General features: G+C 41.8%; 10 protein-coding genes. All 10 read left to right on the top strand.

Going from position 1 to position 12,244, the window contains the following annotated elements; translation table 11 throughout:
• Positions 1-377 precede the first annotated feature (377 nt).
• The 10 genes from gap to smpB all read left to right on the top strand — a co-directional run bounded on the left by gap (position 378) and on the right by smpB (position 12,232).
• Positions 378-1,391, top strand: coding sequence for a type I glyceraldehyde-3-phosphate dehydrogenase (gene gap, locus HMPREF0549_RS07120; RefSeq protein ID WP_003717600.1), 1,014 nt, complete (start codon positions 378-380; stop codon positions 1,389-1,391).
• A 92-nt stretch (positions 1,392-1,483) separates the two neighbouring features.
• A complete protein-coding gene (locus HMPREF0549_RS07125) occupies positions 1,484-2,695 on the top strand; it encodes a phosphoglycerate kinase (protein ID WP_003717601.1) in 1,212 nt (403 codons plus the stop codon).
• Between the two features lie 67 nt (positions 2,696-2,762).
• Entirely contained in the window at positions 2,763-3,512 is a 750-nt protein-coding gene (tpiA, locus tag HMPREF0549_RS07130; protein WP_040531596.1) for a triose-phosphate isomerase, read from the top strand.
• A gap of 88 nt (positions 3,513-3,600) precedes the next feature.
• Positions 3,601-4,923, top strand: a complete 1,323-nt coding sequence (gene eno, locus HMPREF0549_RS07135; protein ID WP_003717603.1) for a phosphopyruvate hydratase — start codon at positions 3,601-3,603, stop codon at positions 4,921-4,923.
• A 248-nt stretch (positions 4,924-5,171) separates the two neighbouring features.
• A complete protein-coding gene (locus tag HMPREF0549_RS07140; protein ID WP_040531598.1) occupies positions 5,172-6,557 on the top strand; it encodes an amino acid permease in 1,386 nt (461 codons plus the stop codon).
• A gap of 106 nt (positions 6,558-6,663) precedes the next feature.
• On the top strand, positions 6,664-8,208 hold the full coding sequence (locus HMPREF0549_RS07145; RefSeq protein WP_040531601.1) for a ClC family H(+)/Cl(-) exchange transporter: 1,545 nt from the start codon (positions 6,664-6,666) through the stop codon (positions 8,206-8,208).
• A 65-nt stretch (positions 8,209-8,273) separates the two neighbouring features.
• On the top strand, positions 8,274-8,513 hold the full coding sequence (gene secG / locus HMPREF0549_RS07150; RefSeq protein WP_040531604.1) for a preprotein translocase subunit SecG: 240 nt from the start codon (positions 8,274-8,276) through the stop codon (positions 8,511-8,513).
• Between the two features lie 63 nt (positions 8,514-8,576).
• Positions 8,577-9,332 (top strand): alpha/beta hydrolase, encoded by a 756-nt coding sequence (locus HMPREF0549_RS07155; protein WP_003717607.1) that lies wholly within the window; start codon positions 8,577-8,579, stop codon positions 9,330-9,332.
• A 1-nt stretch (position 9,333) separates the two neighbouring features.
• Complete coding sequence (gene rnr / locus HMPREF0549_RS07160; RefSeq protein WP_003717608.1) at positions 9,334-11,739, top strand: ribonuclease R; 2,406 nt, start codon at positions 9,334-9,336, stop codon at positions 11,737-11,739.
• Between the two features lie 25 nt (positions 11,740-11,764).
• Positions 11,765-12,232, top strand: coding sequence for an SsrA-binding protein SmpB (smpB, locus tag HMPREF0549_RS07165; protein WP_003717609.1), 468 nt, complete (start codon positions 11,765-11,767; stop codon positions 12,230-12,232).
• Positions 12,233-12,244: the final 12 nt, after the last annotated feature.

Raw genomic sequence — 12,244 nt, forward strand, 5'->3', positions numbered from 1 at the left:
TTCGCCTTTCCTGCCTCTTATAAAAAATGCGCCCCCCGAGAGTCGAACTCGGATCTCGAGAACCGGAATCTCACGTGCGATCCATTACACTAAGGGCGCGTCAACAAATATTATATTATCTTACTTTAGCCATAATTGCAACAATAAATTTTTATTTCAAGAATGATAACGTTTTCACAAGAAAAATCAAACTTTTCAGGTCAATTAGATAGACAAGTTAGTGAAATGTGAGTATTATTAATACCGTAAGGTTGTAATTGCTAAATCATGATCTGGTATAGATGCTTAACACTACTTAAGTGTGGTTAGTATCGTATAAATGTGATTGAATTAGCAAAGACACTAATTATGTTTTTCCTAAAGGAGGAAATTGCAGTATGACTGTAAAGATTGGTATTAATGGTTTCGGCCGTATTGGTCGTTTGGCATTCCGTCGTATTCACGAACTCAACACTGATGACATTGAAGTTGTTGCTATCAACGACTTGACTTCACCAGAAATGTTGGCTTACTTACTTAAGTACGATTCAACTCAAGGTCGTTTTGATGGCGAAGTTTCATCAACTGACAAGGGTATCGTTGTTGATGGTAAGGAATACCCTGTATACGCAGAACGTGACGCACGTAACATTCCCTGGGTAAAGAACGACGGTGTTGACTTTGTCCTTGAATGTACTGGTTTCTACACTTCTGCAGAAAAGTCACAAGCTCACTTGGATGCCGGCGCAAAGCGTGTTCTTGTTTCTGCACCTGCTGGTAACGTTCCAACTGTTGTTCCTGGTGTTAACTTGGATACTTTGAAGCCTGAAGACAAGATTGTTTCAGCTGGTTCATGCACAACTAGTTGTCTTGCACCAATGGCTTACTGGTTGAACAAGAACTTCGGTATCAAGGTTGGTACTATGACTACTGTTCACGCTTACACTGGTAGTCAAGCTGTTCTTGACCAACCACGTAGTAAGAAGTTCCGTAACAACCGTGCTGCTGCTGTTAACACTATTCCTCACTCAAGTGGTGCTGCTAAGGCTATCGGTCTTGTTATTCCTGAATTGAACGGTAAGCTTTCAGGTCACGCACAACGTGTTGCTGTTCCTACTGGTTCATTAACTGAACTTGTTGCTATCTTGAACAAGAAGGTTTCAGTTGATGAAGTTAACAGTGCAATGAAGAAGGCTGCTGAAAACAACCCTGCTTACGGTTACACTGAAGACCCAATTGTTTCAAGCGATATCATTGGTTCTACTTTCGGTTCAGTATTTGACCCATCACAAACCGAAATCATGGAAGGCGAAGATGGTACTCAATTAGTTAAGACTGTTGCTTGGTACGACAACGAAAATGGTTTCACTTGCAACATGATCCGGACTTTGCTTCACTTTGCTGAACTTTAATCCGAAACGCTGAAATATTAGCGGTATAAAAAGGTGGGAGGAGGAGACTCCGACCACCCTTTTTCTTAACAGAGAAGGAGGAAACATAATTTATGGCAAAATTAACTGTTGAAGATTTACCATTAAGTGGTAAAAAAGTTTTAATGCGGGTCGACTTTAACGTTCCAATTAGTGACGACGGTACTAAGGTTGAAGATGACAACCGGATCGTTGCTGCTTTACCAACTATTAAGTACGTTATTGAACATGGCGGTAAGGCTATTCTGTTCTCACACCTTGGCCGGATTAAGAAGGAAGAAGACAAGCCTGCTAAGTCTTTGAAGGCTGTTGCTGAACGTCTTTCTGAATTACTCGACAAGCCCGTTAAGTTTGTTCCAGTTACTGAAGGTAAGGAACTAGAAGATGCTATTAACGAACTTAAGGACGGCGAAGTATTGCTTGTTCAAAACACCCGTTATGAAGATGTTAAGGACGGCGAATACGTAAAGCGCGAATCTGGTAATGATCCTGAATTAGGTAAGTACTGGGCTTCATTAGGTGACGTTTACGTTAACGATGCATTCGGTACAGCTCACCGGAAGCACGCTTCTAATGTTGGTATTGCTACTAACATGCCAGGTAAGGCTGCTGCCGGCTTCTTGATGGAAAAGGAAATCAAGTTCTTAGGTGACGCCGTTGATAATCCACAACGTCCATTTGTTGCTATTCTTGGTGGTGCTAAGGTATCAGACAAGATTGGTGTTATTGATAACCTTCTTGACAAGGCTGACAAGATTATCATTGGTGGTGGAATGGCTTACACATTCTACGCTGCTAAGGGTATTAAGACTGGTGACTCACTTGTTGAAAAAGACAAGATTGATGTTGCCAAGAAGATCCTTGATAAGGCTGGCGATAAGATCGTTCTCCCAATTGACAATGTTGTAGCTGACAAGTTTGATAACGATGCCAACACTAAGGTTGTTGAAGGCGACATTGACGATGGCTGGATGGCTCTTGATATTGGCCCTAAGTCTGTTGAAGAATTCAAGAATGTTTTGAAGGATGCTAAGACAGTTGTTTGGAATGGACCAATGGGTGTCTTTGAAAAGCCTAACTTTGCTAAGGGAACCCTTGAAGTAGGTAAGTTCCTTGGTACTTTGAACGATGCAACCACAATTGTTGGTGGTGGTGACTCTACTGCCGCTGTTAAGCAATTAGGTGTTGCTGATCAACTCACCCACATTTCTACTGGTGGTGGGGCTTCATTAACCTACCTTGAAGGTAAGACTTTGCCAGGAATTGCTGCAATTTCTGAAAAGTAATATATAATAAAGCGGAATGGTTGAAACGGGACCATTCTGCTTTTTGCGGTTTAAAGGAGTGATTTTGATGAGGGTGCCAATTATCGCTGGCAATTGGAAAATGCATAAAACGGTAGCTGAATCAGTTGATTTTGTTAAAAAAATAAAGGATCAGCTACCACCAGCAGAACAGTTGGAAACTGCACTAGCCGGGCCAACATTATCGTTAGTTTCAATGAAAGAAGCTGCTGCAGGCTCTCCACTGAAAATTGCTGCTGAGAACTGCTACTATAAAAATGAGGGTGCATATACCGGTGAGACAAGCCCATACGCCCTTTACCAAGCAGGAATTCACCATGTGATTCTTGGACATTCGGAGCGTCGGAAGTATTTTCATGAAACTGACGAAATCGTCAACAAAAAAATTAAAGCAGCGTTAGCAGACCATCTTTGTCCCATCGTTTGCTGTGATGACACAATGGGACGACGAACAGCAGGGAAAAAAGTTCATTGGGTTGTAAACCAAATTCTTTACGATGCCAAGGGACTTTCAAGCGACGAAATTAGGCACGTTACAATTGCTTATGAGCCAAGTTGGGCAATTGGAACTGGTCAGAGCGCTGACCCTGATGAGGCTGAAGAGGGGTGTTACCTAATTCGGCAGACGGTAGCTTATATGTATGGGAATGACGTTGCTAATGATGTTCGAATCCTGTATGGAGGAAGCGTAACAACTAGTAATATCAATGCTTTAATGTCAAGTCAGGATATTGATGGGGTTCTTGTAGGTGGTGCGAGCCTGGATCCTGAAACATTTTTAAAATTAGTTAACCACTAAATGCTTGTTTTTGGTTGCACAAAATAATACAATATTAATGAAATAGCGCGATTGCTATCGAATTTAAGACAGAGGAGAGATTCATCAAATGTCACTTATTACAGATATTTATGCACGTGAAGTTCTTGATTCACGTGGTAACCCTACAGTTGAAGCTGAAGTATATACTGAAGCTGGTGGTGTTGGCCGTGGAATCGTACCTTCAGGTGCCTCAACTGGTGAACATGAAGCCGTTGAATTACGTGACGGTGATAAGAACCGTTTTGGCGGTAAGGGAGTATTAAAGGCCGTTGCTAATGTTAACGACGTTATTGCTAAGGAAATTGTTGGTATGGAAGTTACCGACCAAATTGCAATTGACAAGGCAATGATTAAGTTAGACGGTACTCCAAACAAGGGTAAGTTAGGTGCTAACGCTATTTTGGCCGTTTCACTTGCTGCTGCCCGTGCTGCTGCTGACGAATTACAAGTTCCTCTTTACAACTACCTTGGTGGTTTCAATGCTCACGTATTGCCAACACCAATGATGAACGTTATCAACGGTGGTGCTCACTCTGATAACAAGGTTGACTTCCAAGAATTTATGATCATGCCAGTTGGTGCACCAACTGTTCGTGAAGCAATTCGTTGGGGTTCAGAAACCTTCCACGCTTTGAAGAAGGAATTGGAAGCAGCTGGTAAGGTAACTTCTGTTGGTGACGAAGGTGGATTTGCTCCTGACTTTGCTAACAACGAAGAACCATTCGAATACTTGATCAAGGCTATCAAGGATGCCGGTTACAAGCCAGGTAAGGACATTGCAATTGCCTTTGACGTTGCCGCTTCAGAATTGTGGAACGACGAAGACAAGAAGTACAAGCTTCGTTGGTCAACTGGTGAAGAATTTACCACTGACGAATTCATTGATTACCTTTCAGGAATCATTGAAAAGTACCCAGTCGTATCTGTTGAAGACCCAATTGATGAAAATAACTGGGATGACTGGGTAACTCTTACTAACAAGCTTGGTAAGAAGGTTCAACTTGTTGGTGATGACTTCTTTGTAACTAACACTGACTACCTTAAGAAGGGTATTAAGATGGGTGCTGCTAACTCAATCTTAATCAAGCTTAACCAAATTGGTACTTTGACTGAAACTGTTGAAGCTATCGAAATGGCTAAGGAAGCTGGTTACACTGCTATCGTTTCACACCGTTCAGGTGAAACTGAAGATACTACCATCGCTGACTTAGTTGTTGCTACTAATGCTGGACAAATCAAGACTGGTTCTATGAGCCGGACTGACCGTCTTGCTAAGTACAACCAATTAATGCGGATTGAAGACCAACTTGGTGACGTTGCTCAATACAAGGGTATCCACTCCTTCTACAACTTGAGTGAACAAGCTCGTCAAGACATCGAAAACCGTTAATTAGTTTAACGTTAAAGAATAATAGACTTTTCATAGTCAATCTTAGTTGACTGTGGAAGGTCTATTTTTTGTTCAACTGGCCATTTTAGTTGTTTTTATTACGTTAGTGGCCTTTCTTTCTTAATTAAGTTAATTATTATTTGCTTAACTAGTTAATAATGAGAGAATGATTAGAAAAGTTCTTGGCAATCAGTGATTCATATAATATAATTTGAAAAGTTATAATTTGAGAAAGGGATTTGATACTAATGAAAAATTCTGCGCCAAAGTTACGGCGATCAATGACCGCTGGCCAAATGGAAATGATTTCCTTAGGTGGGGCAATTGGTGTCGGTTTATTTATGGGTTCAACGTCAACAATTAAGTGGACCGGGCCATCGGTACTCTTGGCTTATGCATTTGTTGGCTTAATCCTCTACATTGTTATGCGGGCTCTCGGAGAAATGATCTACATTAATCCAGGTACGGGATCGTTTGCGGATTACGCAACTGAATATGTTCATCCGCTTGCAGGATACCTTGCTAAATGGGCTAATGTTTTTGAATATATTGTTGTTGGTATGTCAGAAGTTGTGGCGGCAACTGAATATCTGAAATTTTGGTGGCCGCACATGCATACCTGGATTGCCGGAATCGTGATCATTATCTTCTTGGTATTAGCAAACCTTGCTAGTGCTAAAGCGTATGGCTCGCTAGAATTTTGGTTTGCGATGATCAAGGTTATTACAATTATCTTCATGATTTTTCTGGGCTTCATGGTAATCCTCTTTGGTTTTGGTAATGGTGGTCACCCAACTGGCTTTAGTAATCTTTGGGCCCATGGTGGTTTCTTTACGGGTGGAATTAGCGGTTTCTTCTTCTCAATGTCAATCATCGTTGGTTCATATGAAGGAATTGAATTGCTAGGAATTTCTGCTGGTGAAGTCGCTGATCCGCAAGAAGCAATTATTAAGTCCGTTAAGTCGGTTCTTTTCCGGATTCTGATTTTCTATGTTGGGGCAATCTTTGTTATCGTAACGATTTACCCATGGAACAAGTTAAGCAGTGTTGGCTCACCATTCGTATCAACTTTTGCCAAGGTGGGGATTACTGCCGCGGCATCAATTATTAACTTTGTGGTACTGACTGCAGCCCTTTCCGGTGCTAACTCTGGAATTTACAGTTCAAGCCGGATGCTGTTTAAGCTCTCTCACGAAGGGGATGCACCAAAGATTTTTGGTCGTCTTTCTAAGCGAATTGTCCCTGATGCAGCAATTCTTGGAATCTCTGGGGGAATTTTAATTGGGTTTATCATTGATATGATTTCCTCGATTTATAATCACTCAACTTCCGATATGTTTGTGGTTGTCTTTAGTTCGTCCGTTTTACCGGGGATGATTCCGTGGTTTGTTATTCTGCTTGCTGAGTTGCGTTTCCGGAAAAATAACCCAGACTTAATGACGGATCACCCATTCAAATTACCCCTTTACCCATTTTCTAACTATTTTGCGTTTATTATGCTGATCGTGATTGTGATCTTTATGTTCATTAATCCGGACACCCGAATTTCTGTTATTGTCGGGGCAGTTGTCCTGATCGTTGCAACAATTGTTTACCTGATTCGTCATGGCTTAAAGAGAACAACAGCTGAATAAGATCTTAACTAGCAGGTTTTGGACTAATCACTATCCATTACCTGCTTTTTCTTTGGAGATGTAGTACAATACTGGGGTGAATCTTAGGGGAAAGTTAGGAGAAATAATGAATAAGGAAGTAATTGTTAACCAGGATAACCAATTTAAGCAAATGATTCGTGCCGCTATTATTGGCTTGTTGACTGGGTTAGTGGTTAGTACGTTTCGGTTAATCATTCAACATTTTTTGAAATTCGTTAGTGCGAGTTTTGCGTATTTTCATCATCATCCAACGGGACTAATTTATTGGGCAATTGGCTCGGTAATTCTCGCCTTAATTTTGGGACAGCTTGCACAACGGTATCCAAATATTAAAGGATCCGGGATTCCCCAGGTCGAAGGTCAGTTAAAGTGCCAATTTGACGAAAAATGGTGGCCGGTTTTATGGCGGAAGTATCTTGGCGGAATTTTTGCCATCGGTTCTGGCCTGTTTCTTGGCCGTGAAGGACCGTCAATTCAATTAGGTGCAACGATTGGTCAGGGGGTTGCTGAAACGGCTCACGTTAATTCGCTTAATCGTCGTGTCGGAATTGCTAGTGGTGCGGCTGCTGGATTAGCGGCAGCGTTTAATGCACCGATTGCAAGTACCATTTTTATTCTGGAGGAAGTTTATCATAATTTTTCGCCATTAATTTGGCTGGCAACCTTTATTAGTTCCCTTTGTTCAAATATGGTTTCCATGACCATCTTTGGCCTCAAGCCAGTGTTAAATGTTCCCTATCAATATGAATTGCCGGTTGGCTTATATTGGCATTTAATTATTTTAGGAATTGCCCTTGGTTTTCTTGGCCGGCTTTATCAGATCGTTATCTTGCGACTTGATCATTGGTCAGGGAAGTTAACATGGCTTAAACCTTCAGCATATCCAGTTATCCCATTTCTTTTAGTTATCCCGGTTGCTTGGTATCTTCCTTATACTCTTGGTGGTGGGAACCAGTTAATTGCTGAGTTAAGATTACTGCCTTTCTCCCTAACTCTTTTTATCGGCTTGTTTGTTCTTCGTTTTGTCTTTTCAATGATTAGCTACGGAAGTCAATTGCCTGGAGGAATCTTCCTGCCGATTTTGACTTTAGGAGCGGTTTTGGGAGCAGTCTACTGTACATTAATGGTTAAAGTGGGAACTCTCCCCGCGCGATACCTCCCCAATTTCATTATTTACGCAATGGCCGGTTACTTTGCTTGCATTAGTAAGGCTCCGTTTACCGCGATCCTGCTTATTACAGAAATGGTGGGTTCGTTAGCACACCTGATGCCGTTAGCGATGGTTTCAATTATTGCCTATCTCGTGGTTGACGCTTTACATGGTAGACCTGTTTATACCGAAATGTTTGAAAACTTTATCGGACTACGCACTGATAAAAAGCCACTCCACCAAGAGACGCTTTCGGTAACAATTTATCCGGGATCAGAACTTGATGGATGCCAAATAGCTGATTATTCATGGCCAGCTGATTGTATTGTTTCCCTTATTTATCGTGGAGAAGATAAAATTATTCCAAATGGAAAAACAGTTCTTCTGGCTGGTGATACCTTGCTCATCCAAGCAAATATTTCCGACAAAAATAAACTTCAGGAAATTTTGGAACGGTCATCTCATGCACCAAAAATGTAGAAATTAGGCAAAGAGTATGGTATTCTGTACTAGATATAGTGGGCAATTATTAGGAGGAAAAATCCTTGTATAACACATTAATGACTTTATTTTTAATAGATTGTGTAGTTCTGATTGCATGTGTAATGATGCAACCAGCTAAGAACGATAATGATGCAATGTCTGCTTTAACAGGTGGAGCTGGAGATTTATTCTCACGGCGCAAGGCTCGTGGATTTGAAGCCGTTATGCAGGTTGTTACTACGATTTGCGGGGCGATCTTTTTTATCCTAGCTTTGGCCTTGGTTTTTGTTTCATCACACTAAAGCGGCACTGCCTCCTGTATCATGCATTCAGGAGGCCTTTTTTATTTTAAGGAGTAAGAAATAATGGAAGTTAGTTCGGGGAAGCCCTTTTTATTTCCGCACGGTCGTTTTGGGGTTATTCTATTACATTCATATACGAGTAGTAGTGCTGATATGCGGATGCTCGCACGGCACCTGGAACGGCAGAATTATACGATTTATGCTCCAGTGTTTACTGGGCATGGGAGCGATCCACTGACTGTCTTAGAAAAAAGCGGTCCAGAAGATTGGTGGACTGATACGCAATTTGCGATTCGGCGATTAAAGGATATGGGAATGGAGAAGATAGCGATCCTCGGTTTGTCATTAGGGGGATTACTAGCTACCAAGGCATTAGAGAATGATTCAACCCTAGTAGGCGGGGGAGTTTTTGCGTCTCCCGTTACTACTTGGGGACAATCAAATGTTCCGCAATTTTTCCCACAATTAGCAACTGCTTATTATAAGAAAGCAGGATTAAGTTCCCAAGAAATTAACGAACGGATTGTAAAAATTAATCAATTGTTGCCGAAACAATTAACTGCTATTAGCGAAATGACCCGGGAAATAGATCAGCACCTGGAGCAAATTCACCAGCCATTTTTTATTGGTCAAGGTGGTCGGGATGAAATGATTAATCCTCATTCTGGAAAAGAATTAGCAGAAAAGTTATTAGCCCAAGGAACTCCAGTTGATTATCATTACTATCCACAGGCTGGTCATGTCCTTACCGTTAACAATGCCCACCGACAGTTATTCGCTGACGTTACTGACTTCCTACAAAAAACATTCGAGGTGTAATATGACAACAAAAACGAAATTAAAAGATCAGATATTAGATTACCTAAAGGAAAATGCCAATGTTAGTTTTTCGGCTGAAAAACTAGGACGGGCATTAAAGATGGCTGATGCTGATTCCTTTACGCCAATTGTTCAAGCATTAGCCGAACTTGAACGTGAGAAGAAAGTGACAGTGACTGATCGCGGAGAATTTAAGGCTGTGATTAAGCCCCAAGCAATTGTCGGGACTTTCCATGCTAATGATAAGGGCTTTGGCTTTGTTGACTATGATCCTGAATTACCGGACATGTACATTAATCCTGATCATACAATGCACGCTTTAAATGGGGATCAGGTTGAAGTAAAAATTCTTCGTCCCGCTAAGCCAGGGAGTGACCAGGGTCCTGAAGGCCAAGTGGTTAAAATTGTTGAACATAACTACGATCAGATCGTTGGTGAATTTAAGCAGGAAACTGTCGGTGATTATATTGGTGAAATTCTTCTAAAGGATAAAAAGTTATCTAACTACCGGTTCTTCGTCAATGATCAGGGATTAAAACCGATGGATGGCCAAGTAGTTACCGCAACTGTTGCTACCTATCCTGATGATGAGGCACCGCAAGTAATGACTGGTGCGGTTAACGAAGTGATTGGTGATAAGGATGAGCCGGGGATTGATATTCTTTCGGTGATCTATGCCCACGACGTTCCTCATGAATTCCCTCAAGAGGTAATGGATGAAGCTAATAAAATTCCATTGAAAGTCCTTCCTGAAGAAAAGAAGGGTCGGGTAGACATTACCGATCAGCCATTAGTAACAATTGATGCAATTGAGTCCAAGGATCTGGACGATGCGGTTGTTGCGTGGAAGATGGATAACGGTCACTATCATCTTGGAGTTCATATTGCTGATGTCAGTCACTATGTTAAGCCTGGATCCGCCCTTGATAAGGAAGCATTTAAGCGGGGGACTTCAGTTTACTTAACTGACCGGGTAGTACCAATGCTTCCTAAACGGCTTTCTAATGGTATTTGTTCACTTAATCCAGGTGAGGAACGGCTTTCAATGAGCTGTGAAATGGAGATTGATGAGCAAGGACGGATTATTAAGCACCGGATTTTTCCAAGTGTAATGCGTTCCCACGCGCGAATGACCTACAAGGCAGTTAATCGGATCCTAGAATCCCATGACGCTAAGACAATGGCTGAGTACAAGGATTTAGTTCCGATGTTTGAAACCATGCGGGACATTCACAAGATCCTGTTAAATGCACGGAAACGCCGGGGTGCAATTGACTTTGAGGCACCGGAAGCAAAGATCATTGTCGATGATCAGGGGCACCCAATTGATATTCAACTTCGGGAACGGGGATTAGCAGAGCGGATGATCGAATCATTTATGCTTGCTGCTAACGAAACCGTTGCTGAACATTATTACAAGGAGCATGTTCCGTTCCTTTATCGGATCCACGAACAACCTGATAATGAGAAGATAAAGTCCTTCTTTGAATTTTTGAGCGTCTTCGGAATCAATGCTCATGGTGACATTAATAATGTTAAGCCAAAAATGCTTCAAAATGTTTTGAAACAGGTTGCCGGAAAGCCGGAAGAACAGATGGTTCAAGTAATGATGTTACGGAGTATGCAGCAGGCAAAGTATGCTGATGAAGAAGTTGGTCACTTTGGTCTGGGTGCAAAATACTACACACACTTTACGTCACCAATTCGGCGGTACCCTGATGATACGGTTCACCGTTTAATCAAGTGGTATGAAAAGCATGGTAAAGGTGAGGACGCAAAGGCTGCCTGGCGTGACCGTCTGCCAGAGATTGCTGAGCATACGTCATTTACAGAACGCCGGGGAATTGATACTGAACGTGATGTTGACAGCATGAAGAAGGCCGAATACATGGAGGACCATGTTGGGGAAACCTTTGATGCAGTTGTTAGTTCAGTTATGAAGTTCGGCCTGTTTGTTGAATTAGAGAATACTGTTGAAGGACTCGTCCACATCAGTGTTATGAATGATGATTACTATGAATATTCGGAAAAGCACTTGGCTTTAATTGGTCGTAGTCACCACCGAATTTTCCAAATTGGTCAGCCAATCAAGGTTAAACTAGTTCGGGTTGACAAGGATCTACGTGAAGTTGATTTCCAATTAGTTAACCCTGAAGAAGCACCAACAACCAAGATTCGGGTTCCCCATAATGATGATCGTCGTGGCGGTCGTCGGGGAAATAATCGGCACGGTCACGGTAATGGTGGTCATAAGCGAAATGATGGTCACTTCCGGAATACACAAGGAAAGTGGAAACACGATGGTCACGAAAACGGTAATCGAAATAACCGACAAATAAATCGTGGACAGACTCGTCACCACAACAATTCTCGTGATATTGAAGGACATCATCGACGTCGACACTAATATTTTGACCTGATGGGGGGATTCCATGGCCAAAAAACATGAAAATAACGATAATTTAATTGCTCAAAATAAAAAGGCCCGTCATGATTATTTTGTAACTGACACTTATGAAGCAGGTCTGGTTTTAACGGGGACGGAGATTAAATCTGTACGAGCACACCGGGTTAACCTAAAAGATGGCTTTGCTCAGATTCGTAATGGCGAAGCATGGTTAATGAACGTTCATATTAGTGAATATGATAATGGAACCTTTTTCAATCAGGATCCACTTCGTAATCGCAAACTGCTTCTCCACAAAAAAGAGATTCATAAATTGACCGGTGCTCTTCAGGATAAGGGAGTTACCCTTATTCCGTTAAAAATGTACATTAAACACGGCTATGCAAAGGTCCTTCTCGGTCTCGCTAAAGGAAAGCACGAATACGATAAACGTGAATCCATCAAGCGCCGCGAAGCCAACCGCGAGATGGAACGAGTGATGAAGCATTATTAGAGAAAGAGTGCG

It is taken from the genome of Limosilactobacillus vaginalis DSM 5837 = ATCC 49540 (assembly GCF_000159435.1).
Classification (GTDB): domain Bacteria; phylum Bacillota; class Bacilli; order Lactobacillales; family Lactobacillaceae; genus Limosilactobacillus; species Limosilactobacillus vaginalis.

What these genes read in the sequence shown, in the direction of transcription:
- HMPREF0549_RS07145 (WP_040531601.1), top strand. Translation starts at nt 6,664, where the DNA reads ATGAATAAGGAAGTAATTGTTAACCAGGATAACCAATTTAAGCAAATG.
- rnr (WP_003717608.1), top strand. Translation starts at nt 9,334, where the DNA reads ATGACAACAAAAACGAAATTAAAAGATCAGATATTAGATTACCTAAAG.
- HMPREF0549_RS07155 (WP_003717607.1), top strand. Translation starts at nt 8,577, where the DNA reads ATGGAAGTTAGTTCGGGGAAGCCCTTTTTATTTCCGCACGGTCGTTTT.
- smpB (WP_003717609.1), top strand. Translation starts at nt 11,765, where the DNA reads ATGGCCAAAAAACATGAAAATAACGATAATTTAATTGCTCAAAATAAA.
- tpiA (WP_040531596.1), top strand. Translation starts at nt 2,763, where the DNA reads ATGAGGGTGCCAATTATCGCTGGCAATTGGAAAATGCATAAAACGGTA.
- gap (WP_003717600.1), top strand. Translation starts at nt 378, where the DNA reads ATGACTGTAAAGATTGGTATTAATGGTTTCGGCCGTATTGGTCGTTTG.
- HMPREF0549_RS07125 (WP_003717601.1), top strand. Translation starts at nt 1,484, where the DNA reads ATGGCAAAATTAACTGTTGAAGATTTACCATTAAGTGGTAAAAAAGTT.
- HMPREF0549_RS07140 (WP_040531598.1), top strand. Translation starts at nt 5,172, where the DNA reads ATGAAAAATTCTGCGCCAAAGTTACGGCGATCAATGACCGCTGGCCAA.
- eno (WP_003717603.1), top strand. Translation starts at nt 3,601, where the DNA reads ATGTCACTTATTACAGATATTTATGCACGTGAAGTTCTTGATTCACGT.